This window comes from Pseudoalteromonas sp. C2R02 (assembly GCF_018860845.1).
Lineage (GTDB): Bacteria > Pseudomonadota > Gammaproteobacteria > Enterobacterales > Alteromonadaceae > Pseudoalteromonas.
Map to the genome: position 1 here is coordinate 66,726 of NZ_JAHKQC010000045.1, position 23,713 is coordinate 90,438.

The window sequence follows — 23,713 nt, forward strand, 5'->3', positions numbered from 1 at the left end:
TTAACTTTTTCCTAATATAAACATTTGATAGCCGTATTGACCTAAATATTTTTTATGCATTTCAATTTCCTGATTTAAATCATTTAATGCTTTTGAGTCTGTCAGTGCTTTAGATAAGCTGTTAATTCTTTGCTCAAGTGGTGTCAAATAATTGTGCCATGCCTGCTCACTTAAGGTGAATGAGTCAATAAGTGTATATCCAGATTTTTTGATAGTCTTGATCATTTGCGACAATGTTGTCATAGCAGGATAAGCACTTTTCCAATACTGAGTGACATCATGTTGTGGTGTGTCAGTGAGCCAAATGAGATCACTAAAAACCAAGTAACCATTGGGTTTTATCAAGTCTCGCCATTGTGTTAATGCTTGCTCAATTCCCATAATATATGCACTTCCTTCGCACCATAGAACATCAAAGGTTTGGGATGAAAATGGCATATGTGTCATACTGGCACAGAGTGTTTTAGGGGCATTTTCGATAGCTAAGTATTTGGCTTGTTGATCAATAAATTTTAGGTTGTGCTCATCATTATCTAATGCTGTTATTGTAAATTTACTATTGTTTGCAAGCGTTAATGCGCTGGCACCTTTACCACAACCAATATCTAGCAAAGCCCCTTTTGTTAACTTAAAATGCGTTAAGGCTCTTAAAGTATCTTGTTCAGAGCTAGGCCCAAGGTAGCTTAATTCTGAAAAAATAGTTTCGAAGTCAGTCATATAGCTATCGTGTTGATTCATATCTTTGGAAAGCCAATTGAGCCTTAAAGCTTGTTTTTCGCTAAACCCCTGTTTAATTAACCATTCGATATGTGCTTGCGGCGCCTGTTCATTCATTTCACTATGCCAAGGGCTCATTGATGATTCACCTAGCATAGATGCAAGTAGCTCTCTGGCGTTTTGCTTTTGCTGTATTTCATTATCCAGCATATCGAGTCTATGTTTTAATAGACTTTTATTAACTTTCTCATCTAAACATTGCAAACATTCATTGAGTGTTAAACCGCCTGATTGTAGCTGCTGTAGCAATTTAATGCGCTGAACATCTTTTTCATCATAATACCGGTATTTATTTTCGGCTCTGATTGCGCAAATAAGCCCTAATTTTTCATAGTACAGAAGCGTAGAGCGGCTTAACCCGACTTTTTCTGCTAATTGAGAAATACGATACATATTTTTTGATTCTTTATTTCGATTAAGTTAACTATAAACTGTAAAGCTATAGACAGGTCAATGGTGGTGAGATTATTTTTTATTTAATTTGTTAAAAGTAATGGCTTATGGATCTTTAATGCGGGCAAGGGATTGCCAATCACGTTATTTTTTGTTTATTTCCGTTGATTTAACTCCCCAATAGCCAGCTATTAGAGAATTAGTGCGCCTTGATATTCATCAAATTACCTCATTGGATTGTATGACGAATAAGCCTGTCTTAATGCCGATGGTTACAAAACTCTTATCTAAACTGCTTATCCAAATCTTAAGTTAATGATTTATGGCTATTAAACTTTTAAAACATTGCTTATTATTAATGACATGTTTTTAGATGAATAAAATTAGGGCGCTGCATATGAATGTTAGATTGATGAAATTGGGTTTTGCTGTAACTTTTGCCTTTATGTATGTTTCACCTTTACAGGCCGCTAAACTTGACGCTCAAACCCCAGCTAAATTTGTTACTCAATCGGTATTTTCTGATAATGGCATTCCTTGGGGGATGACTTGGCTTCCTAATGGTGAAATGCTTGTTTCAATGCGAGGTGCAGAGCTTAAATTAATAAAAAATGGGCATGCAAAGACGATTAAGGGATTGCCTGATATTGCTGAAGGCGGCCAAGGCGGCTTGCTAGACATTATTGTGCATCCAAATTATGAAAACAATGGTTGGATTTACTTTTCTTATACAAAAGCAAACAGCCAAAATAATAAAAATACAGCCATTATGCGCGGACGATTAAAAGGGACGCAATTGGTTGAGCAACAATCTATTTATCAAGCGCAAGCATATAATTCAGGTGGCAGACATTTCGGTAGTCGATTAGCTTTCGATGATAAAGGATATCTATATTTTTCTATTGGTGATAGAGGGCAAAGAGACATCAACCCTCAAAGTTTGCAGCGCGATGCAGGTAAAGTATATCGATTACATGATGACGGTCGTATTCCTGAGGATAATCCTTTTACTAAAAATGGCACGTCAAAGTCTGCCATTTACTCATATGGCCATCGTAACCCACAAGGCATGGCTAAACATCCTATAACAGGCGATATTTGGACACATGAACATGGCCCTAAAGGCGGCGATGAAGTTAATATTATCGCAAAAGGTAAAAATTATGGCTGGCCTGTTGTTAGTTTTGGAGTGAATTATTCTGGTTCACAGTTTACAAAATTGACAGAACAAAAAGGCATGACACAACCTACTTGGCAATGGACACCTTCAATTGCACCTTCGGGCATGGTATTTGTGACCAGTGATAAATATCCTAGTTTAAAAGGCAGCTTATTGGTTGGATCATTGAAGTTTGGCCAAGTGATACAGCTTTTATTAGAAGGCGATCGCATCATAGGGCAAAAAATAATAAAAGATAACTTAATGCGTGTACGTAATGTTAGCCAAGGACCTGATGGCTATATTTATATTGCTATTGACGGGCGGGGAATTGTTAAATTAACAACGCAGTAATTTTTTGCATAGGTAAAAATTTGATAAAAAATAATCTAAATGTGTTTTTGCTTCGTATTGCCATATAGTTTTTCTATTCGAGGAATTAAAAATGGGATCTCAAACAACAATTTTAGGTATTTCTGATGGCAGTCATTACTTAGTTGGCATTACAGATGACGACGGAAATTTTGGCGCAATGCCACAATTGGGCACTATTCAAGTTTGCCCTTCGTTATCAGTGGCAAAAGATGTTTTACGTAAACACAATATTTCATCGGCACAATTAACTTTAGAATCCGCTTATGATGAAATGTGTGGCATGTCAGATTCAATGGCATCAAACCAAGTTGTGTCTATTGTATTATAAATCTCAAGCTTGATATATGACAAAAGCGATACATATGTGTCGCTTTGTTGTTTTGAATTAAGTAATAATGAATAAGGCTGGTAATATATGCGAAGCCAAATAATTTTATTAGGATTACTGTGTAATATGCTCGGTCATGCTAAAGCACAAACACCTCAGATAATTGATTTAGATTATTTAAATAACCAGTCTTGGCAAGTGATCAATGACGGTGTTATGGGCGGTTTATCTCGTGGTAAGGTGTCAGTTAAAAGTGATAATTTGCACTTTTTTGGTCAAATTTCGACTGCTAATAATGGAGGGTTTAGTAGTGCTTACTTCCCATATAGTATGCAATCATTCTATGACGCTGTGCGGATCAAAGCTAAAGGCGACGGAAAAACCTACCAAATCAGATTAATTAAAAACATTAATGGTTATCGCGTTGCGTACAAAACCAGTTTTGCAACTCAAAAAGATAAAGTTCAAACCTACACAATGAAATTATCAGATTTTAAAGCCAGTTTCAGAGGTCGTATTATCACCTCTGCACCACCTGTTTACTCCAATGAAATAGAGCAAGTTGGCTTTTTAGTGACTCATAAAACCAATGCCGATTTTTCTTTAAATGTTTATCAAGTTGAATTTGGAGATTTCATCGATGAATAAAATAAGCCCTAAGTCTTTACTACATAGTAAATGGACCAGCACACAAGTTAAAAACAAAGAAAAGCACTTTGTGATTACTAAAGTGCTTTTCGATGAAGATCAAAAAATAATTGAATGTGTTATACAAGCTGTGATGAATCAAAATGAATACGATATCGATTGGCGAAATTTAAAAGATAAAAATTTATGGAAAATAGGCTGGCAGTAACATCAGCCTTTATTACTACCAATCAATTGTTTCACCTTGCCAATCAACAAAACTCAACTCGCCGTCTAGTTGTGCTTTGTTGGTAATATCAATTAAAGCACTGGCGACAAAGTCTCGGGTAAATAGCTTTCCTTTAGGCACATTTTTTTGAAAAGGTTTAGATAATGGCGAGTCAGTTGTGCCTGGATGAAAAGCAATTAACTTGACATTTTTAACCGTCCTTTTAAGTTCTATTGCAGCTGATTTAAGCAACATATTAAGCGCCGCTTTAGAGCTGCGATAGCTATACCATCCGCCTAATTTATTATCAGTAATACTGCCTACACGGGCACTCAGAAAAACAAATTTACATTCATTTTTATGATTCATTTGCGTTGTTAAATGTTTTAACCACAATAGTGGAGTAAGCGTATTGGCATTTAAAATATTCAAAAAACTCGTTGGGTCAAACTCAGAGAGCTTTTTTTCGGGATATGAGGTGTCATCATGGAGTAATCCGTGGCAGATAAATACCCGTGAAAGCGTATCAACATTTAATTCTTTCACTGCAGCTTTTATATGACTTTCATGATAACTACTGGTTTCTATAATAGTGATATCTTTAAATATTGGGTCATTATAAAATTCGATATTACGAGAGATAATAATTAATCGCTCATTGGTTTGATTGACATTGATAGCGATACCTTTGGCAATCTCACTATTAGCGCCTATGATCAGTGTTGTCATAACAGACTCCTTTTTCGCAATGTGCTGAACCAACACCAAAATATTTATGAAAAAAGCTAGAGATAGGTTGACGGTATTTCGCAACAACTAAATAACATAAGTGAGATAATTGCTTGAATACAGGCCATTGTAATGGCGCAACGTAAAAGCCTTTACCTACAATCGTCCAAGCACGATGAGTCACGTCTAACCCTTTTAAAATGTTTCCTTGATACTCTCCATGAAGGATCTTCATAGCAGAAATTTTGTTTATATGTTGATATTGTTTTTCAAAATCATTGTTATGCAAATTGATAAGATGTATTTGATGATTGATATCATCTCGCTTGAGTTTGTCCATTTCAGCACAACATAAAGGACAAGCACCGTCGTAAAAAATAGTTAATTTATCTGATGTCATAACAACTCACTTTAAAAACAGAACAACAAACTATACGGGTGAAAAAATGAGAAAGATCAATTTATAAAAATATACTGGGCAGTAAAGTCATATGAATTACAGATTAAAACACATAGTGCAATCAGCTACATTTAAGATGTCGGTGTTTGCTGGGATCATCGCTGTTATTATAGGTTTGATTGCATTTACACTTAGTTGGAATTTATGGGATGTATGGGGCGGCCCTTTACCTGGCTATAAAGTGTATCTATTTCCTGGCAATTTAACGTTAATCTATATTTGGCATCCACTTTTTACTGAAGAAGTAAACTTTTGGCCTAAGTTGGGTTTATTGATGTTAGGGCAGTTTGGTGTTGTTGCGGGTTTGACTGCTTTGTTAATGAAAGCGATAACTAGATTACCTCAAACTTTAAAATCTCGCACTTAAATCATTAAGTTGTAGCCCAAATAATCACGTATTTTTCAAACACAATTAGCTAGTTAGTGATTTTTAATTCTCCATGAGTTGTTGTTGATGTAAGATCTAATTTGATGAACACTTATAAGTAATATTTAGATTGCTAAACAGGTCAATATAAATGACATAGTTTGAAAGTGAACTTGCTATTATCAGTTTAAAAAAAGAGTAATAAAAATAATGATTAAATCGATAGCCCCGTTGTTAGTTGTAGGCATGTTTTCAAACCCTATATTTGCAGGTAATATTTATGAAGCATTTCCCGAAAATATAAATGCTTCAGATAAGTATGTTTTTTATTCTCATGGTTACATTGTTGAAGGTACAAACCCAAAACCTATCAATACTAAATTTGGTTGGGGGGTATATGACTTTCCTGCTATTAAACAAGCTTTATTAGATGACAATTACCATCTTATTGCAGCTCATAGACCGAAAAATACTGATCCATTTAAATATGCTCAAAAGCTGAGTGTTCAAGTAAGAGAGTTGGTAAAGCAAGGTGTTGCGGCTGAAAACATTACAATAATGGGCTTTTCTAGAGGTGCCTTTATAACAGGGCTTACTTCAGACAAGCTATCAGATTTAGCGATTAATATTGTTATTTTAGCTGGGTGTGGTCGTTTAATATCTAATAAACATACCGACATCAAAGTATATGGTAATGTGTTATCTATCTATGAAAAAACCGATCGTTCAAATACCTGTGTGGCATTAAAAGAAAAAAGTGTGAATGTTAAATCATTTCGAGAAATTGAAATAAATACAGGTTTAGAACATGGTGCATTTTATCGCCCAATTTCAGACTGGATCAAGCCTGTTAAAAATTGGATAAAATCAAATAAAGATTCACTATAAAAACTACAGATAGAAATTATGTTGAAGATTGAGCAAAGCAGAGCACAGTACATTTTTAATAAAGTTTATACTGAGTTCATCGGGATTATAATCGCATTAATAGCCATTAATGCGGTTTCTTTTTATAATCATGAGTCATTCAGTTTTGAATTTATCTATTATGCAATTTTTGTTACCGTAATTATAAGTACTTGGCTGGCTATATTTAATTCCGGAAAGGGAAAGATAGTTGAAAACGGTATTACAATTGATGAAAGTAGTATTAACTATATTCGGTTTTATAAAAAAGAAACTATAAAGTTAGCTGAATATAACGGCTATTCAATTTCTGGACGTTTACTTAGACAAATCAAAATTAAAAATAAATCAGGAGCAAGCATTGTTTTTGATTACTATACTTTCTCGCCTAAACAGCGAAAAATGCTATTTTCGTGTTTAGCCTCAGTTAAAACCTAACAACTGTTATTTTTGCATTTAGATTAATTTAAAGCACACAATATATTATCAAAGTGAGGATATTTTAATTGTAGAATAATAGAAACAAGTGTTGTTTTTAGGCAACACTTCTGGCACATTACCCACCTTGCATTAAATATATTAAATTAAATAAAAACAATGAATTAAATCCATTTAAATGAGTTTTTTACTACTGGCATTACCTTTGCAAAACCAAAGTGAAATTAAATAAAAATAGGAATTTAATAAATGGAAAAGCGCACTTTGGCTTTAAAGTACTTAGTCGGAATATCTTTATTACTTGCAATATCCTCTAACAGCGAACAGGCACAAGCTAATGAAGCAGAGCCGCCAAAGTTAATTATTGATGATATTAAATGTACTGGAAATAGCTCAACTGATTGTGATTTTATTACAAAAAAGTACTATCAAAATGTAGGCGATGTATTAAATCCAGATGAAATTGAAGATGCTAAATTACGACTTGGCACATTAATTCAATTTAAAAGTACCCGTATTCATCTAGAAAAAGGCAGTCAGCGCGGTTATGTGGTGGTGGTTTTCGATATTACAGAAGCCAGTAACATTCAATATGATGTGGGTTATCGTTATGAAAAAAAGAAGGACAGGAACAAACTTGGGAGCTGTGCTTATTCTTCTATTGAAAGAGCAGGCATTTGCTTTGGTGGCAACACAATAAATGATACCGCTGGTCATATTTGGACTGGAAAAATTACTGATTTTAACTTTTTAGGGCAAGGTAAAGAGCTATCCTTTTCAGTTGAGAAAAGCTATTTGAATAGAAAAAATAGCATGACTACAGATAGTCAAATGAAATTTTGGGCTTTAACTAAATATCCACAACTTGACTTCACTTCTAGAGATATTATGCAGTTTGATGATGAAAATAATAACTATAAACTAGCGTATTACGACCCTCACTTATTTGGTTCTGCTAAGTATTACTTTAGAGCAAGTATAGGAAAAATAAATAATTTTTCAGATTTTAAATTACAAAGAGATTATTTTGATGGCAGTATGGAGAGGGGAAATGGCTCTTCAAAATATCTCTCCGAAAATATGGATATGTCACTGGGTAGACGTTTTGCAAGTCATTCTTTTGTTAGCTTTAATATTGAATATAACTCAAATGCGAGACCTCAAAATTCATATACCCTAGATTATGGGTGGAATAGTGAAGATGATTTGTTATTTCCTACTCGAGGTAGCGCTTTTTTAAGTAAGATTAACTATAACTCACATTCAAAAAGCTTAGGTATGTCTTATAAAGAAAACTTTAGTTTAGCGACCAATTTAGTGCTTTCTTTAGGCATAGATACTAGCATTGAACAGTTTGAATATGTACCAAGTTCAGACTATTTAAAAAGTGGCGAATTATTTGCGCGTTTTACCAATATTACGCAAGTAGATAAAACCAGTGGTGTTTATTCAGGTTGGCATACATCAGTACATTATGGTGAAAGAAAATGGAATAATGGTTTTACTGGAACTACCAATTACGCTTTTAATGCAGGTTATACTTATCAAACTCAAACTATGATTTACCGTTTATCTTTAGGTTATGTTCACCAAGAGGAAAACTAGGTATGTCGAATATATTTATTTCTATTTGGCTACCAGTATTGGGTTGGTTGACATTGTTTTCATCAAATGTATTAGCTATTGACCTTCAGCCAAGAATAAAAAATCAAGCAATGCATCTTAGTGTTAATAATATTCAATATCCACAGAATATTATTGAACGTGATATTAATAGTGGTTTGCCAAATAATATAAGCTTAATCATATCGTTAACGCGAAATGGACAGCAGCGTTTTTTGACTTCGGTTAATTACCAAATTACTTATGATTTATGGGATGAAATTTATAATGTGAATATAAGTCATGCTGATGGTGTACAAAAGAGAACTTTTGAAAATAGCACTTTATTAGTTGATTTTATAAACAATTTAACTTTTACAAGTGCCGATATCTTAAAAGAGATTGATTCTACTGAGGTGCATCAATTAAAAGCTATGGTATTGGTAAACCCGGTAAAAACCGAGCGTATAAAAAAGATAAGAGCCTGGATAGCAACAAGCCAAGGCTATACTTATGAACCAGACAGTGATGAGAATAATATACTTGTCACTTCTAATAACACGCCGTTGATGACTAGTGGCCAAGTAACGGTTAAAAAAGGGAAAAGGGTACTTAAAAGAAGGGCTGGTTTAGCTGATACGTCAATAGGTAGGCCGCGTTTTCAAAAGTTATTTGATCAGATTTTAGATCAGTATATGGATCCTGATGAAATTCCTGCCCTTTGGCGAAGTGAACAAGTGAGCTTAAATATCACACAGCAGAGTTTGATAAATGAAAAATAGGCGCATCAATCTTTATTTAATAGGCTCTATTTTGGCTTTGTCTGTGCTGCCTTTGTTAGCTTCCTATGTTTTATTAGATGAGGTATTGCAAAGTGCCACATCTATGATTACTAAAGAGCAAACACAAACGATATTACAAAATTATCGTGATGATTTGAAGTTACTTAAAACATTGGATCCTGATAAGGCAGAGGTTTATAAATCTCGCTTTTTACAAACATCTGATGAATTAATTGTTTATGAGAAACCTGGCTTATTACAGCAAGTTTTAAGAGATACCTATCTTACATATTATTTAGTTCTGTTTGTATTGGTTTTAATAGTGTCATTAGTTGCAGCGGTTTGGCTTAGCCAAAACGTTGCACGTTCATATAAAACATTGTTAAACAGTGATTTAAAAAAGGCAGAAAAACTACAATCGCTAAGTCATTTTAATGAGTGGCAAACTATTGCTGGGAAGTTAGCTCATGAAATTAATAACCCGCTGACACCAATAGAAATGATGGTGAGTAATTTGAATCGGGTTTATTTGAATGCTGACCCTAAGTCTTTTAAAGATAATTTAAACGAAACGACCTCCGTTGTGAGCGAAGAAGTTTATAAATTAAAAGAGATGGTAAGCCATTTTAGTCAATTTGCTAAACTACCTGAGCCAGTGTTAAAAGAGGCTAATATCGCAGAATATTGTGAGCGATTTATTACGCAACATCAAAATGGTTGGCCTGTGGTTAAATTCACGGTTTTAATCGAAAATGATGTGAAAAACCTTAATGTTAAAATGGACCATTTATTAATTAATCAGTGTTTAATTAATATTATTAATAATGCAGTTCAAGCTAATCCCACCAAAGGCACACTTCAAATATCTATGAGCTTAAAGCGCGAAAATAGCGCTGAAATATCTATGGTGTTATTTAATGATGGTGTAAAAATCGATAATGAAACTAGAAAACATATTTTTAAAATGCATTATAGCAGCAAAAAAAGCGCTGAGAATATGGGGCTAGGCTTAGCCATAGTGAAAAAAATATTACTAGATCATAATGGTGACATTATATGTTTACTATTAGATAAAGGTGCTGCTTTTAAAATAAATCTACCGATAAGTGAAAGATTAAATGACTGATAAACATATAATTGTTATTGATGATGAAGTTAATATTTGTAGAAGTATTAAAGCGTGTTTGCTGCCTGAAGGTTATATAGTTTCAGACTTTTGTGATGCACAATTGGCACTAAAAAGTATGCAAACACATGATTATGATATGGCAATTATAGACATACGTTTAGGTCAGCAATGTGGCATTGAATTATTTAAACAAATGCGCAGTGAAAACCTTGTTATGCCAGTCATTTTTATCTCAGGTAATGCCTCTTTAAATGAAGCAGCACAAACATTAAAGCTGGGGGCTTTTGATTTTTTAGAAAAGCCTTTTAATGCTGATAAGTTAAGTATTACAGTAAAAAATTGCGTTGATTTTTCTCTTTTAAAAAATAGAGTTAAATCATTAGAGCAAGCTCAACAAGATGATCAGTTGCTCGGCGAACATTCATCTATGAAGCAATTGAGAAAAAGTATTAATAAAGTAGCGCAAACAGATGCTGCAATTTTAATCTCTGGAGAAAGTGGTACAGGGAAGGAATTGATTGCACAAAGTATTCATCAGCAAAGCCGTAGAGCAAGTAAAGATTTAGTAAAAGTAAATTGCTCAGCAATACCTGAAAATTTAATCGAGAGTGCTTTATTCGGTCATGTTAAAGGGGCTTTTACAGGTGCTGAACAGCATAAAAAAGGTTACTTTGAAATGGCTCATAAGGGTACCTTATTCTTAGATGAAATTGGTGATATGCCGTTAGCTTCTCAAGCGAGTTTATTAAGAGTGCTAGAAAGCAAAGAAATTCAAAAAGTAGGCTCAGATAAAATTACAAAAGTTGATGTTAGATTATTAGCTGCGAGCCATAAAGACTTAAAGCTCAAGGTGCAACAGGGCGAGTTTAGAGAAGATTTGTTTTATCGGATTAATGTGATACCAATACAGTCTCCTTCATTACGTGAGCGCCAATCAGATATTCCATTACTCGTTAATCACTTTATTGGCTATTTAAGTAAACGAAATGGATTTGCCAATAAGTCTATAGATCCAAAATGTTATTCAATTTTAAGTCAATATTCTTGGCCAGGTAATGTAAGAGAATTACTTAATACGATTGAGCGAATGTTGATCATGGGTGATGATAAACTATTGATTTCAGATATTCCTGATGAGATATCCAGCAAACCTAATACTATAATAGATGATGAACTGAGTTTAAAAGAATTTCGGCATAATATGGAGCGAGCTTTATTAATCAAAAAACTCAAACAGTATAAAGGTAATATCACTCATGTTGCAAAGTCATTAGTGATAGATCGTACTTATTTATATAAAAAATTGACTCAATATAATATTAAAAGAAATCAGAATTTTGATTAGTGATTTATTAAATCTAACAAAGAAATCGTTATTTCTCAGGCAAAAATAACAGAAAGCTTGGTATAGCAACTAAATTACGTGAATATCAGGGATTTTGGGCTAAATCGTCGAGATATCAAGCAATAGAAGTTAAATCCATGAATCGATTTCCTGCGATGTTGCAATTAATGATTTCAAGTGGCTATAAAATTCATGGATATGATGAAGGTTGCTCAAAAGTAGACGGGAAAACTTTATTCCATAAAAGTTTATAAACTTTCAAATAACTTATCAGGGTTCATTTTTTAATTAGTTTTAAGTGAATCTTTAATTGTGAAACAAGGCATTATTTTTTTGGTAACTATTTGATACCAATTTAATTCCTCTTTTTCAGATATTTAAATTATTTGAGGTGTAAGATAGCTTAAAAATAAATTTATCGGCTAGCCGATAATTGTGAGTTAAGTTTAACCACCAATTTAATCATTTTTAAGGGAAGAAAAATGACAGATGTTATTTTGCTATCAGGCTTTGGCCAATGCCTTGTTATTGCGGGTTTCTTACACAGTAAGTCGAAACAGTATCCTTTGTTTTCATTATTGATGATTATACACTTAGTTTTCGGTAGCGACCTTTTATTGTTGCTTGCTCAGCATGAACAGTGGATATCACATCGCATTAATGCTTGTTTTGGAGCAATATATGCCATTTTATTCTTTATATTCATTCGTTCATGTTTAGGGATTCCCCCTTCAAAAAAACAACTGTGTTTATTTTTAGGGAGTTGGTTCGGGCTCAATGTGTTAATTTTTGATTTTTTACTAGAACCGTCAAATGTAGATTTCAATTTACGTCATGTTTTGGCTGGTTACTTTTTAATTGTTATATATTTATTTTTTACAATTTGGGGATGTTTGACAGTATATAAATATCATAAAAAACAAAAAGATTATCTGGCCAACTTAAGCAAAGAAAATTTGTGGGTACTTTGGGGAATATGCGCCTGTTTACTTTTTGCTATTTTAACAATCCCATTTAAGGTGATGTTACAAACCAGCTTACCTCTTCCTCAATTATTAATGTGTATCATGATGTTTGTTATTAGCTACGCTTTGTTAATTAATCCTCATTTACTTACTTTTGAAAAATTTAAAAAAGAATATCAAGATACTATCCATACTGAGAATGAATTTGATGCGGTCTTGGCAGATCAAATTCTATATTTATTGGATAAAGACGAGATATATAAAGATCCTGATTTGAGTTTACAATCTTTATCTAATAAATTATCAATGAAGCCTTACCTAGTATCACAAGTTATTAACCATTATATGGGTGTTAGTTTTTATGAAATGATTAACCACAGAAGAATAAATTATACTTGTGAGCTTATGGAACTGTATCCATATAAATCGGTATTAGATATTGCGTTGCAAGCAGGTTTCAATTCTAAATCAACATTCAATAGCGCATTTAAGAAATACAAAGGTGTGACACCAACACAGTTTAAATCATCAAAAATTGGTATCGTTTAGCTAATTAGTACGTCTTATTTTATTAATCGCACGACAATTTTAGATGGAGTCATAAAATAATTCTCTCAATAAAGGAGAATTAAAATGGCAATAAAAAATCAGAGTTATTTATTAACTTCATTGTTATCACTATTACTGAGTGGTTGTGATGACAATTTAGAATTAATCACAGAGCCCAAAAATAAAGAGATAAAACATGTATATCCAGCACCTAGAGGTCAATATAAAGTTGGTGTAAATGAATTTGATGTAAAGGGCTACAGTAAAGACTCTGTTAGTCCTAATAGCGACGAACTTAGAAAAATACATTTTAAGATTCATTATCCAGCTGATGGATACCATGAAAATTACAGTACTTATTTTGATAAATTAGGTAATCAAGTTGACTATTTAAAGAGCAAACGCCCAAAAGAAGCTCGATTACATCCTCTACAACATGACCTTAACACTATGTGGTCTTGGTCAGTTGAGAATGCGAATATCATCAAGCATGAAGGCGCTGGGTGGCCTGTTTTGTTTTATTCTCATGGTTTGGCATTATTTGAAAATGATAATACCGAATTAGTTGAAGATCTTGCTAGCCATGGATTTATAGTAGTATCAGTTAACCATACATATCTTTCTGGTGTAACTACTTTTGAAAATGGGCAAACTGCAAACTTATACTTGCCAAATGATAAACATGATGTAGGCACTCCTATAGGTAGAAAATATTTCGATGAGGTTGTATCACCTCAAATTTCAAATGACGTACAAAATATTTATAATTGGATGCTCTGGAATCAGTGGCGATTGAATGATCAAGTTGATTTGTCAAATGTAGGAACTTTGGGATATAGCTTAGGGGCTAGTGCTGCAATGAATTCATGTAAAAGCTTATTTTTTTGTAAAGCTTCAGTCAATATAGATGGCCTCGTTTTGGGAGAGGCGGCTAAGAAGCCATTAAATAAGCCATTATTATTACTCAGCTCAGAAGAATCATTAGCACAGTTAGATTCCACTTTTAAATTCAATCTAGCTGAAACTCACTTAATCACAATCGAAAATAGTACTCATGATGATTTCTATGACCTAAATAGGTGGATCGTTGGTTTACCAACAGCAATAGCGCCTGATAAAATACATAATATAATAAAAGGAAAAATTAATAACTTTTTTCAAAATAAGTTGAATCACACTGAATTAGTTTTTTCCGAGGAAGATGGTGTTGTTATCTTAAGCAAGTGATTTTTGAAGGAGTAATATTAAGTTGTTGTTACTCCTAGTTTAAAGTCTAGAGTGAATTCAAATTAAATATGGATATCAAAAAGGACACCCAATTTAAATTCTATCGAGAAGTTACAAAACTAGATTTTGACCCTAATTAGATTCAATTTAACGTTGTCTTTTTTGATTCTCAACTGCCTTTATGGCGTAAAATTGCAAGAATTTTGAGTGTTATCAAAATTAAGGTGAGTGAGATTAGCTATAGATTTAAAAAGCGATGAACAAATCGTGATTTGAAAATTATGCCAGTAGTTTTTGACAATGACTGAGGTTGGTTCGTCGTTTTATTTTTTGATGCTCGCTATATCGTGTGAGAGAGTATGTTTTTCCTACCGCACCATGAAACACTTTGGTAAATTGTGTGGTGAGTTTTAGCCAGTTTTCAGGTTGTAATTTAGTTTGGTTAAAATTGAAGGCTCAGCTTGATTGATTGCCCCACGTTTATCTTTACGGATACAGCGGCCTGTTAATTCAACTAATTCAAGATATGAACTCAGTTTAAAGGGCACTCCTTTTGGCATATGTTTTCCAGGGCTACCTGCAAATTTATTTAAGCTTTTTGGTTGCTTGCCTTTTTTGCAGCGTTAATACGCTTTTGAATACTGGTGTAGTCAGAATGTTCAGGTGTGTCGGCAATTTTAGCTCTGATAGGGTTTAAATCAACATATGACATACATGCTAGAAGGGCAGCTTCATCTAGTAGTGCTTGTGATTTGAATCTTCCCTCCCAAAATCGCCCAGTGCAGTTATCTCTTTATTAGCTCTTCTTGCAATGTCTTCATTGAGGGGGCGCATAAACCAACTGATGTTTTTTAATCTTTCTCGCTAGATTTTGATGATGGCGTTCAATGTGTGTTTTTCGACTTCATTGAGTACTTCATTATTGATAAATTTATGTGTGAGTAATATGCCTTTAAAGCTTTTGTGCCAGCGGTGAACTATGGCTTTATCATTAAGGCGATTGGCTTTTTTATCATCGACATACAGTACGATGTGACTATGGTTGTGCATAACCGCATAGGCACACACATCAATGCAAAAGGTTTTTTTCAGGCTAAGTAAACGGGTTTCAACCCACTCTCTACGATGCTTGTAGCTTTTTCCTGTCGTTTTATCTGCACCACACAAAAATGCACGACGAACACAACGGGAAATACAATGATAATAAGGTGTATCAGCCAAGCTAACTTGACGCTTTCTTGCTACAGCCATTTCAATCTCAGATAAAAATGGCATTATTTGAAGTTTAGTAAAAACCCGAATGAATACAATTTGAGATGGGTGTCTTAGTTAAGTCTTAGTTAATTCGTCTCTTAGTTAATTATTATTTTATTCATAAATGACTATTTCTTATTAAGATGTATAAAAGCATTAGTTTATTAATGCTTTTATACTGTTCATAGGTTTGTTAGTTAACATTCACATTATAGTATCTATTAAGCTTTTCAATATTTTGAAAAGAATATACTTGTAACCAACGACCTTCTTCACTTACTTTACAGTAATTACCAAATTCATCACAGTAACTAAAATCAATATTATTTTCACCAAAAGTTAAATCAACGATAAAATAATTAAACACGTAATTTGAGTTAACGGTTTTTGAGGTAACAAAAGTAATTAAGTTGGAATCATCTGTAATATTAATACCTATAATACCTAATGTGTAAGCTAACTTATCTAATTGGAACAGCTCATTATTATCTGTTTTCCTTCCTTTATCGGCTTCAGCTTGTGAAATGTTATTTTTAGCATATAAATATGCTTCATAATAATCAGAGCCTATCATTACTCCTTTTGATTCTGATAAGTACTCACTAAATTTAATTAATTCAGTACTATTTTTATCAATTAATTGTGCTGCTTTATGCTTAGCATCTAAAAGTAATTCTTACTTTTCTTTAGCATAATCATTATTACAAGCAGCTAAACCAAAGCATATTAAAGCGAATAGTATCTTATTCATTAACAGCCTCAATAGATTGCCAGCGTTTAAATGATTGTCCAAATGTTGTTTTAATAATAAAGCCATCTTTAGATAAGATATAGATAGGCGTTGGTTTATTTCCCTGACTATAACGGGCAAGCATATGGCTTTGATTATTCCATGTTTTCATTTTTGTTAAGACGATGTCCATAGTCATGGTGGTGGTGATAACTTTGGAATCTAAATATTGTTGGTCGCCAATGCTTGTTATAAATGACCTATGACGAGGAGCTGCGCCATTACCAGGATTACTTAAAGGTGCGGCGCCATTTTTAAATGCTTGTTGTGGTGCGGGAAATTTAAAGTGGGTATCTATATCATCGGTAAAGAAGGAATGATCGTCAATGCGATAAACAAAACTACCAACATCTGTTTGTGCTTTTAATGCATTTATTTTTTGATGTAAAGACATTGACAATTGTTTTTTTGCCGCACGCAGTAAATCCCTTACTGCGCCCAAACGCTCCATATAAATAGTATCTTTATAACGAATACCGAGCGTTTTGTTTTTTCTTGAGACATAATAATCCTTTGATATGTAAATCCATTTTGGGAAGTATATGGTGTTTCTGATTTGGGTTCAATATTGTTCTGTTAAAATATAATGGGGTGTTACTGATATTGAATTCATTAAAAAAGCCACAAGTTAGGCTTGTGGCTTTGTCTATACTAAAATTGAAATACAAATATTATTTCGAGCTGTCATATCAGAAATATTACCACCCGAACTTGAAGCTTGAATTTAAAAATCAATGCTTGACTCAGCTCTCCGATAAAACACTTCCCAGATGACGAGTTGTTATATCGAGGTATATTTACATCAAATTAAGAAACAATACCTAGCGGTTTACCTGTTTTCCAAGCACCGCGGGTAAAGTCTGGAATATTTTTAGAGTTACTACGATCTTCAACTGATGCTACGCTCAGTGGGAAAATTGCAGACCATGCAGCTGCGTCGTATACATCTTGATCTAGTGGCTCACCATTACGTAAGCAGTACACCATGCGCCATAACATTAAGAAGTCCATACCGCCATGTCCACCATTGCGTTTTGCTTCTTCACCCATGCGAACATACATAGGATGATCAAATTGTGCGCGCCATTTTTCCATGTCACGATCCCAACCATGGAAACTTGGTTTTCTCGGTTTACGGCCTTTACTGCCATCTTTTTCCCATAGCGCTAATGTCTTAGCATATTCATTTTCATAAATAGCTTCTATCGCAGGAGGTGGTGTTTCAACTGCAATACGATTTGGGAAACCTGCAAAAGTACCGTTAGTACCTTGGATCAAGTTATGACGAGAATATGGACGAGGACTCGTTGTATCATGTTGCACAACGATACTGCGACCTTGAACTGTTTTTATCATGCTGGTATTCATATCACCGGCAATATAATCAAGTTGATTTCTTTCGTGATCTGCAGGGAATTCACGTTTAGCATACGCTGCGCGACCAAGTGCTGGGGAACTTACCGAAGTCACATAATCAAAACGGTCACCACGGTTAATATTCATATATTGAGATACTGGGCCTAAACCATGAGTTGGATATAAGTTACCGTTTTTCTTGGTATGCCAGTGTGTACGCCATGAACCTGTACTTTCGTCTATTTCTTTCATTTGCCAGCGAAGTTCGTGAATATAAGCGGCTTCTCCATGAAGTAAATCACCAAATAAACCTTGACGAACCATGTTTAAGACCATTAGCTCATCACGGCCATAGTTTACATTTTCCATCATCATACAGTTTTTTTGCGTTCTTTCTGCTGTATCAACTAACTGCCAACATTCTTCAATTGTTGTTGCTGCGGGTACTTCTACAAAAGCATGTTTGCCGCTTTCCATGGTTTCAACCGACATAGGCGTATGCCACTTCCAAGGCGTAGATATAATTACAATATCTATATCTTGGCGCGTTAGCATTTCGCGATAAGCGTGATCTGAACCTGTATAACGAGCAGGTTTAGGCAGGCCTTTTTTAACGACGAAATCAATTGATTTATCTAACATTTCAACATGAGTATCACAAATTGCTTTGATCTCTACACCTTCAATATTAGTGTAATGTTTTACATGACCACTACCACGCTGACCAACACCAATAAAACCAATGCGAACAACATCCATTTTAGGCACTACTAGGCCCATTACAGATTTACCTTTTGATTTTGGGGTTAACACTGAACTTGCATTATTTGTTGTTGAACAACCAGCTACTGCGCCTGCTGCAGATAAAGCGGCAACTGATTTTAAAAAACCACGTCGATCAATCGTACTCATAAAATTACCTACCTGAACTTGAATTTGGAGTTTGTTTTTATTTTATGGGAGGTATTTATAACTGATTAAAAATTTAAATACAAAATATTCTTTCATTTTATTTCACTTTAATTGTGAAAGTATGTGACCAAATACTTTAAAACCCTATTTAATTGTGTTTTAGCGAGTTTTATTATATTTCGCAGAAGTTTTGAAATGGTTTATATAATTTCAAAACTTCATTGTGAAAGATTTTGAAAGTTGTTATTGTTATTTAAAGTATCAGGTAATCATTATTATTTTTTGAGTAATAACATCAAAATTGGATCAGTTAGGATAAATATGAAAGATATTATCGGAATTATTCAAGCAAACCGTAAAGGGGCTTTACAAGGGGTTTATGCTATATGTTGTGCACAACCCTTAGTTATTGAAGCTGCAATTAAACAAGCCAAATATGATCAAGCACCCATTCTCATTGAAGCAACTGCCAATCAAGTAAATCAATTTGGTGGCTATACAGGGATGCAACCTAAAGATTTTATAAAATTCATCGGTGATATCGCGGATAAATATGATTACCCGAAAGAACATATAATACTAGGTGGCGATCATTTAGGGCCTGTATGTTGGGTTAATGAGAACTCAAGTGATGCAATGGCTAAAGCTAAAGATTTAATTGCCAGCTATGTTGCTGCAGGTTTTAAGAAAATACATTTAGATACCAGTATGGGTTGTGTTGATGATCCTGAAATATTACCTGATGAAGTGGTAGCTAAAAGAGCTGCTGATCTATGTTTAGTAGCAGAGCAAACAGCAATAGCGCACTTTGGTCATTCAGGGCTCGTATATGTTGTTGGTACTGAAGTTCCGCCACCTGGCGGTGCCACAGAGGAGATTGCCGAATTAGAATTAACGCCAGTTAATCGTGTTGAGCAAACAATTAATTTACACCAAGAGGCTTTCGAATTGTTAGGTTTGACTGATGCTTGGCAGCGAGTTATTGGTTTAGTTGTTCAACCTGGCGTTGAATTTGACCATACAAGCATAATTGATTATCAATCAAATAAGGCACAAGCTTTAAGTCATTGTATTAAAAATATTCCAAATATCGCTTTTGAAGCACATTCTACTGATTATCAAAACCCACAGGCCTATAAAGAGCTTGTCAAAGATCATTTTGCAATTTTAAAAGTAGGGCCGCAATTAACATATGCGATGCGTGAAGCACTATATGCATTGAGTTATATTGAAGATATTTTAATTTCTTCTGAAAAAACATCCCACCTACGAGATATTTGTGAACAAGAAATGCTTGAATCACCAAATTACTGGCAGAAGTTTTATCAAGTACCGCCAAGTAAAGGGCTTTTGTATCGTCGTTATAGCTACAGTGATCGCATTCGTTACTATTGGAATAATTCACGAGTTGATTCAGCTGTTACTAAGTTATTAGATAACTTAAACGATCTAGCTATACCTTTACCTTTGATCAGCCAATTTTTACCAGAACAATATCAAGCAATTAGACAAAATAAATTAAATAACCAAGCAAAAGACTTAGTTATTGATAAAATTATGCAAGTGACAGGTATTTATGCTGATGCTTGTTATAAGCAATCGAAATAATAGGCTAAAACATGAAGACATATTTAAATATTGATGAAGTGAATTTAAAAGAAAATAAAGCTTATTGGACAGCCAGAGAAATTCAGCAGCAGCCTTTATCTTGGCGTAAAACGCTAAAAACTGTACAAGGTAATAATGCTCAAATTATGCATTTTTTATCGCCATTGCTGATGCAGAAAGAATTAAGAATTATTTTAACCGGTGCGGGAACTTCTGCTTATGTAGGTGATGCGTTAGCACCTCATTTATCTCATAAAACAGGTAAATTATTTTCTGCGGTTAGCACCACTGATATTGTGGCAAATCCAGAATTATATTTTCAGAAAAAAACGCCTACATTATTGATCTCTTATGCCCGTTCAGGAAATAGCCCTGAAAGTATTGCTGCTGTGAAGTTAGCAGATGAAGTAGTCGATAATTGCTTTCACTTAGTGATCACTTGTAACCCTGAAGGTGAGTTGGCTTTAGGCACTCATAATAATGACAACGCATTTAGTTTAATAATGCCCGAAGAAACATTGGATCAAAGTTTTGCTATGACAAGTAGTTATACCTCTATGCTGGTATCTACTTTATGTATTTTTACACCTGATATTAAACAGCTAGAACAAGTTGCTGCTTGTACTGAGGCTTTATTAAAAGATTCGCTAGATTTGATTAAATCTCAAGCGAAAAATAAATGTAATAGATTAGTATTTTTAGGTGCAGGTCCATTACTCGGGTTTGCTAGAGAATCAGCGTTAAAAACTTTAGAGCTAACTAATGGACAAGTACTGAGTTATTGTGAAAGTCCATTGGGCTTTAGGCATGGACCAAAATCTCTGGTTGATGAAAATACAGATATTATTTTATTTTGTTCAACGAATGCTTATACCAAAAAATATGATGATGATTTATATGATGAACTAGTAAAAGATGAGCAAGCTTTATCTGTATTAAAGTTAAACCCTGAATTTATTAAACAACCAACGCATTTAGATGATATTTGGATTGGATTAGTATATTTAGTGTATAGCCAAACATTATCGTTTTATAAATCATTAGAATTGGGATTAACACCAGATAATCCATGTCCAACAGGTGAAGTAAATCGCGTGGTGCAAGGCGTTACTATTTATCCATTAAATAAATAAAACCAAGGAAATATCAATGGCTGTTTATGGTTTAGATATTGGCGGAACCAAAATTGAAACTGCCATCTTTGATAATGAGTTAAATCTTATTAAAAGTTGGCGTATTTCGACGCCAACAACTGATTATCAGGTTTTTCTAGAGACTTTGTGTGACTTAATCCATCAGGCTGATGAGTTTTCCCAAACGCAAGGTCATATCGGCATAGGTATGCCTGGGCTTATTAACAATAATGGTCAAGTTTTATCTGCAAATGTACCTTGTGCGACCGATAAGTTTATAGCTCAGGACTTAGAAAAATTATTAAATCGTCCTATTGCGATAAAAAATGATACCCGCTGCTTTGCATTATCAGAAGCCAATGGTGCAGGCAAACAATATTCACGCGTATTTGGTGCCGTTATTGGTACAGGTGCTGCGGGTGGTTTATGTATTGATGGCAAATTAGAAAAAACGAGTTTAGGCATGGCGGGTGAGTACGGCCATATTCCTTTACCTGCACATTTACAGATAAAATATAATTTACCTATTACAGAGTGTGGTTGTGGTTTAACTGGATGTATTGAAAGTTATATCGCAGGGCCAGGAATAAAAAGGTTATATCAACATTTCACCCATAAAACTTTAGATGCAAAACAGTGGAGTTGTGATTTAGCTAATAATGATGAAGCAGCGATAAAGGTTTTAACCTGTTACTTAGATTTACTCGGTAATACTTTTGCGTCTTTGGTTAAATTAACTGAACCTGATGCCATAGTAATAGGTGGTGGTATTTCTTTAGTGGATGCCGTGATAGAAAGTTTACCTGATGCGATAAACTCCCACTTATTTAAAGGTTTTAATGCGCCTGTGATTCTAAGAGCAAAATATGGTGATTCTAGTGGGGTACGAGGCGCGGCTATTTTAGGGCTGCAGGCATCTTTTGAATAAGAATTAAATCAGAGAGTTTATATGAAAAATCAATATTATTTAAAAGCAAAACGTATTTTCACTGAAAATGGCATGTTAGAAAACCACGCTGTATTAATTAAAAATGGCATAATTAATAACATCACAGATACGTTTAATTCTGATATTAGTGTGATTGATTTAGGCGATGTAAACTTAATGCCTGGCATGATAGATATGCATATTCATGGGCGTGAAGGCTGCGATATTATGGATGCTAAAATGTCATCTATTAATACCATTTCTAGCTCTTTGGCAAAACACGGTGTAATTGGTTTTTTAGGCACAACAGTCACCGCTGATTGGCAACAAACGCTTGCAGCATTTAGTGTATTAGGAGAGGCTTCAAAACAAAGTTTACCTGGGGCCCAAGTATTAGGTGCGTATAACGAAGGTTTGTTTTTTACTGAAACACATAAAGGTGCGCATAATTCGGATTTCTTTTTAAGACTCACAAAAGAGCGCATAGATGCCATATATGAGGCAACACAAGGCACATTAAAAGTGATGGCATTAGCGCCTGAGTTTACAGATTCTCTAGAGGTAATTTCATATCTAGAAACTTTAGGTGTCAAAGTTATGTTAGGTCATACAAACGCAACTTATCAACAAGCTGTTGATGCTTTAGAGGCCGGAGCTTGTGGCGGTGTGCATATATTTAATGGTATGAGCGGTATTCATCATAGAGATCCCGGTTGTGCAGGTGCTGTTTTGATGGATGACAATGCAATAGCTGAAGTGATTTGTGATGGTATTCATTTACACCCCACTATTATGCAGTTGGTTTATAAATTAAAAGGTGCAGAAAAAATAGCGTTAATCAGTGATTGTATTAATGCTGGTGGTTTCAGTGATGGTAAATATCGTTTAGGTGAACTTGATGTTTATGTAAAAGATGGTGTTGCGCGAACAGAGCAAGGGTCACTTGCTGGCAGCACTTTAACCTTAGAAGTGAGTGTGAAAAACCTAGTAGAAATGGCTAAAGTGCCGTTATTAGAAGCTGTACATATGGCAAGTTTAGTACCTGCTAAGTTTTTAGGCTTAGGCGATTCGCTAGGTAGTATAAGCATTGGCAAACGTGCCTGTTTTGCTGTAATTGATGATGATTTTGAAGTTAAGTCGACTTATATCGATGGTCAAAAAGTATTTTCGATTTAAATTATTGTTTTAATTGAGTTATTAGACTACTTTATTCATGTCATTCTATTTAAATATTTACTCATTTAGAGAAATGTTTAGGTAATAAGTTTATGCCCACATATATCTAATCTAAATAACATTTCACACTTATAATTCTTTATCTTTTTTTATGCCTGTAATAAGAAGC

General features: G+C 34.1%; 23 protein-coding genes and 1 pseudogene. 17 read left to right on the forward strand and 7 right to left on the reverse strand.

The window, feature by feature from the left end:
* A complete protein-coding gene (locus KO527_RS22305; protein WP_216042452.1) occupies positions 1-1,170 on the reverse strand; it encodes a MerR family transcriptional regulator in 1,170 nt (389 codons plus the stop codon).
* 397 nt (positions 1,171-1,567) lie between these two features.
* Between KO527_RS22305 and KO527_RS22310 the strand changes: the two genes are divergently transcribed.
* From KO527_RS22310 to KO527_RS22325, 4 genes are all read left to right on the forward strand, one after another.
* A complete protein-coding gene (locus KO527_RS22310; RefSeq protein WP_252733989.1) occupies positions 1,568-2,683 on the forward strand; it encodes a PQQ-dependent sugar dehydrogenase in 1,116 nt (371 codons plus the stop codon).
* A gap of 91 nt (positions 2,684-2,774) precedes the next feature.
* Positions 2,775-3,032 (forward strand): DUF6482 family protein, encoded by a 258-nt coding sequence (locus tag KO527_RS22315; protein WP_216042454.1) that lies wholly within the window; start codon positions 2,775-2,777, stop codon positions 3,030-3,032.
* 87 nt (positions 3,033-3,119) lie between these two features.
* A complete protein-coding gene (locus tag KO527_RS22320) occupies positions 3,120-3,680 on the forward strand; it encodes a CIA30 family protein (protein ID WP_216042455.1) in 561 nt (186 codons plus the stop codon).
* Positions 3,673-3,888: a TIGR02450 family Trp-rich protein gene (locus KO527_RS22325; RefSeq protein WP_216042456.1), complete on the forward strand. Its 216-nt coding sequence runs from the start codon at positions 3,673-3,675 to the stop codon at positions 3,886-3,888. The genes KO527_RS22320 and KO527_RS22325 overlap by 8 nt, the downstream gene beginning before the upstream one ends.
* Positions 3,889-3,903: 15 nt before the next feature.
* Here KO527_RS22325 and KO527_RS22330 read toward each other — a convergent pair whose 3' ends face one another.
* Together KO527_RS22330 and KO527_RS22335 are read right to left on the reverse strand one after the other, a co-directional pair.
* Positions 3,904-4,617 (reverse strand): SDR family NAD(P)-dependent oxidoreductase, encoded by a 714-nt coding sequence (locus KO527_RS22330; protein WP_216042457.1) that lies wholly within the window; start codon positions 4,615-4,617, stop codon positions 3,904-3,906.
* Positions 4,592-5,017: a DUF393 domain-containing protein gene (locus KO527_RS22335; protein ID WP_216042458.1), complete on the reverse strand. Its 426-nt coding sequence runs from the start codon at positions 5,015-5,017 to the stop codon at positions 4,592-4,594. The genes KO527_RS22330 and KO527_RS22335 overlap by 26 nt, the downstream gene beginning before the upstream one ends.
* 91 nt (positions 5,018-5,108) lie before the next feature.
* On the opposite strand from KO527_RS22335, the gene KO527_RS22340 reads away from it, so the two are divergent.
* From KO527_RS22340 to KO527_RS22380, 9 genes are all read left to right on the forward strand, one after another.
* The gene (locus KO527_RS22340; protein WP_216042459.1) at positions 5,109-5,444 is read left to right on the forward strand and encodes a hypothetical protein; all 336 of its coding nucleotides are present in this window, start codon (positions 5,109-5,111) and stop codon (positions 5,442-5,444) included.
* Between the two features lie 210 nt (positions 5,445-5,654).
* Positions 5,655-6,332: an alpha/beta hydrolase gene (locus tag KO527_RS22345; RefSeq protein ID WP_216042460.1), complete on the forward strand. Its 678-nt coding sequence runs from the start codon at positions 5,655-5,657 to the stop codon at positions 6,330-6,332.
* Positions 6,333-6,350: 18 nt separating this feature from the next.
* On the forward strand, positions 6,351-6,788 hold the full coding sequence (locus KO527_RS22350) for a hypothetical protein (RefSeq protein WP_216042461.1): 438 nt from the start codon (positions 6,351-6,353) through the stop codon (positions 6,786-6,788).
* Positions 6,789-7,037: 249 nt separating this feature from the next.
* Entirely contained in the window at positions 7,038-8,393 is a 1,356-nt protein-coding gene (locus KO527_RS22355) for a hypothetical protein (RefSeq protein ID WP_216042462.1), read from the forward strand.
* Between the two features lie 2 nt (positions 8,394-8,395).
* Positions 8,396-9,172, forward strand: coding sequence for a hypothetical protein (locus KO527_RS22360; RefSeq protein ID WP_216042463.1), 777 nt, complete (start codon positions 8,396-8,398; stop codon positions 9,170-9,172).
* Complete coding sequence (locus tag KO527_RS22365) at positions 9,162-10,298, forward strand: ATP-binding protein (RefSeq protein ID WP_216042464.1); 1,137 nt, start codon at positions 9,162-9,164, stop codon at positions 10,296-10,298. Before KO527_RS22360 ends, KO527_RS22365 begins: the two co-directional genes overlap by 11 nt.
* Positions 10,291-11,646 (forward strand): sigma-54 dependent transcriptional regulator, encoded by a 1,356-nt coding sequence (locus KO527_RS22370; RefSeq protein WP_216042465.1) that lies wholly within the window; start codon positions 10,291-10,293, stop codon positions 11,644-11,646. The genes KO527_RS22365 and KO527_RS22370 overlap by 8 nt, the downstream gene beginning before the upstream one ends.
* 482 nt (positions 11,647-12,128) lie before the next feature.
* Positions 12,129-13,160, forward strand: a complete 1,032-nt coding sequence (locus tag KO527_RS22375) for a helix-turn-helix domain-containing protein (protein WP_216042466.1) — start codon at positions 12,129-12,131, stop codon at positions 13,158-13,160.
* 84 nt (positions 13,161-13,244) lie between these two features.
* Positions 13,245-14,387 carry a hypothetical protein gene (locus KO527_RS22380; RefSeq protein WP_216042467.1) on the forward strand — a complete coding sequence of 381 codons (1,143 nt, stop codon included), beginning with the start codon at positions 13,245-13,247 and terminating at the stop codon, positions 14,385-14,387.
* Between the two features lie 279 nt (positions 14,388-14,666).
* On the opposite strand, the pseudogene KO527_RS22385 reads toward KO527_RS22380, so the two are convergent.
* From KO527_RS22385 to KO527_RS22400, 4 genes and pseudogenes are all read right to left on the reverse strand, one after another.
* Positions 14,667-15,638, reverse strand: a pseudogene (locus KO527_RS22385) (transposase).
* A 196-nt stretch (positions 15,639-15,834) separates the two neighbouring features.
* The gene (locus tag KO527_RS22390) at positions 15,835-16,215 is read right to left on the reverse strand and encodes a hypothetical protein (RefSeq protein WP_216042468.1); all 381 of its coding nucleotides are present in this window, start codon (positions 16,213-16,215) and stop codon (positions 15,835-15,837) included.
* Positions 16,216-16,384: 169 nt separating this feature from the next.
* A complete protein-coding gene (locus KO527_RS22395; protein ID WP_216042469.1) occupies positions 16,385-16,882 on the reverse strand; it encodes a hypothetical protein in 498 nt (165 codons plus the stop codon).
* A 356-nt stretch (positions 16,883-17,238) separates the two neighbouring features.
* A complete protein-coding gene (locus KO527_RS22400; RefSeq protein ID WP_216042470.1) occupies positions 17,239-18,699 on the reverse strand; it encodes a Gfo/Idh/MocA family oxidoreductase in 1,461 nt (486 codons plus the stop codon).
* A gap of 321 nt (positions 18,700-19,020) precedes the next feature.
* On the opposite strand from KO527_RS22400, the gene KO527_RS22405 reads away from it, so the two are divergent.
* Genes KO527_RS22405 through nagA form a run of 4 tightly spaced genes read left to right on the forward strand, consistent with a single transcriptional unit; the run spans position 19,021 to position 23,544 of the window.
* Complete coding sequence (locus tag KO527_RS22405; protein ID WP_216042471.1) at positions 19,021-20,307, forward strand: D-tagatose-bisphosphate aldolase, class II, non-catalytic subunit; 1,287 nt, start codon at positions 19,021-19,023, stop codon at positions 20,305-20,307.
* Between the two features lie 11 nt (positions 20,308-20,318).
* Complete coding sequence (locus KO527_RS22410) at positions 20,319-21,440, forward strand: SIS domain-containing protein (protein ID WP_216042472.1); 1,122 nt, start codon at positions 20,319-20,321, stop codon at positions 21,438-21,440.
* A gap of 16 nt (positions 21,441-21,456) precedes the next feature.
* Positions 21,457-22,368: an ROK family protein gene (locus tag KO527_RS22415; protein WP_216042473.1), complete on the forward strand. Its 912-nt coding sequence runs from the start codon at positions 21,457-21,459 to the stop codon at positions 22,366-22,368.
* 21 nt (positions 22,369-22,389) lie between these two features.
* Positions 22,390-23,544, forward strand: coding sequence for an N-acetylglucosamine-6-phosphate deacetylase (gene nagA, locus KO527_RS22420; protein WP_216042474.1), 1,155 nt, complete (start codon positions 22,390-22,392; stop codon positions 23,542-23,544).
* The last annotated feature ends 169 nt before the right edge of the window (positions 23,545-23,713 follow it).

Excerpts from the sequence above, each read along its gene's own strand:
- KO527_RS22305 (WP_216042452.1), bottom strand. The coding sequence starts at position 1,170 with ATGTATCGTATTTCTCAATTAGCAGAAAAAGTCGGGTTAAGCCGCTCT.
- KO527_RS22310 (WP_252733989.1), top strand. The coding sequence starts at position 1,568 with ATGAATGTTAGATTGATGAAATTGGGTTTTGCTGTAACTTTTGCCTTT.
- KO527_RS22315 (WP_216042454.1), top strand. The coding sequence starts at position 2,775 with ATGGGATCTCAAACAACAATTTTAGGTATTTCTGATGGCAGTCATTAC.
- KO527_RS22320 (WP_216042455.1), top strand. The coding sequence starts at position 3,120 with ATGCGAAGCCAAATAATTTTATTAGGATTACTGTGTAATATGCTCGGT.
- KO527_RS22325 (WP_216042456.1), top strand. The coding sequence starts at position 3,673 with ATGAATAAAATAAGCCCTAAGTCTTTACTACATAGTAAATGGACCAGC.
- KO527_RS22330 (WP_216042457.1), bottom strand. The coding sequence starts at position 4,617 with ATGACAACACTGATCATAGGCGCTAATAGTGAGATTGCCAAAGGTATC.
- KO527_RS22335 (WP_216042458.1), bottom strand. The coding sequence starts at position 5,017 with ATGACATCAGATAAATTAACTATTTTTTACGACGGTGCTTGTCCTTTA.
- KO527_RS22340 (WP_216042459.1), top strand. The coding sequence starts at position 5,109 with ATGAATTACAGATTAAAACACATAGTGCAATCAGCTACATTTAAGATG.
- KO527_RS22345 (WP_216042460.1), top strand. The coding sequence starts at position 5,655 with ATGATTAAATCGATAGCCCCGTTGTTAGTTGTAGGCATGTTTTCAAAC.
- KO527_RS22350 (WP_216042461.1), top strand. The coding sequence starts at position 6,351 with ATGTTGAAGATTGAGCAAAGCAGAGCACAGTACATTTTTAATAAAGTT.
- KO527_RS22355 (WP_216042462.1), top strand. The coding sequence starts at position 7,038 with ATGGAAAAGCGCACTTTGGCTTTAAAGTACTTAGTCGGAATATCTTTA.
- KO527_RS22360 (WP_216042463.1), top strand. The coding sequence starts at position 8,396 with ATGTCGAATATATTTATTTCTATTTGGCTACCAGTATTGGGTTGGTTG.
- KO527_RS22365 (WP_216042464.1), top strand. The coding sequence starts at position 9,162 with ATGAAAAATAGGCGCATCAATCTTTATTTAATAGGCTCTATTTTGGCT.
- KO527_RS22370 (WP_216042465.1), top strand. The coding sequence starts at position 10,291 with ATGACTGATAAACATATAATTGTTATTGATGATGAAGTTAATATTTGT.
- KO527_RS22375 (WP_216042466.1), top strand. The coding sequence starts at position 12,129 with ATGACAGATGTTATTTTGCTATCAGGCTTTGGCCAATGCCTTGTTATT.
- KO527_RS22380 (WP_216042467.1), top strand. The coding sequence starts at position 13,245 with ATGGCAATAAAAAATCAGAGTTATTTATTAACTTCATTGTTATCACTA.
- KO527_RS22390 (WP_216042468.1), bottom strand. The coding sequence starts at position 16,215 with ATGATAGGCTCTGATTATTATGAAGCATATTTATATGCTAAAAATAAC.
- KO527_RS22395 (WP_216042469.1), bottom strand. The coding sequence starts at position 16,882 with ATGGAGCGTTTGGGCGCAGTAAGGGATTTACTGCGTGCGGCAAAAAAA.
- KO527_RS22400 (WP_216042470.1), bottom strand. The coding sequence starts at position 18,699 with ATGAGTACGATTGATCGACGTGGTTTTTTAAAATCAGTTGCCGCTTTA.
- KO527_RS22405 (WP_216042471.1), top strand. The coding sequence starts at position 19,021 with ATGAAAGATATTATCGGAATTATTCAAGCAAACCGTAAAGGGGCTTTA.
- KO527_RS22410 (WP_216042472.1), top strand. The coding sequence starts at position 20,319 with ATGAAGACATATTTAAATATTGATGAAGTGAATTTAAAAGAAAATAAA.
- KO527_RS22415 (WP_216042473.1), top strand. The coding sequence starts at position 21,457 with ATGGCTGTTTATGGTTTAGATATTGGCGGAACCAAAATTGAAACTGCC.
- nagA (WP_216042474.1), top strand. The coding sequence starts at position 22,390 with ATGAAAAATCAATATTATTTAAAAGCAAAACGTATTTTCACTGAAAAT.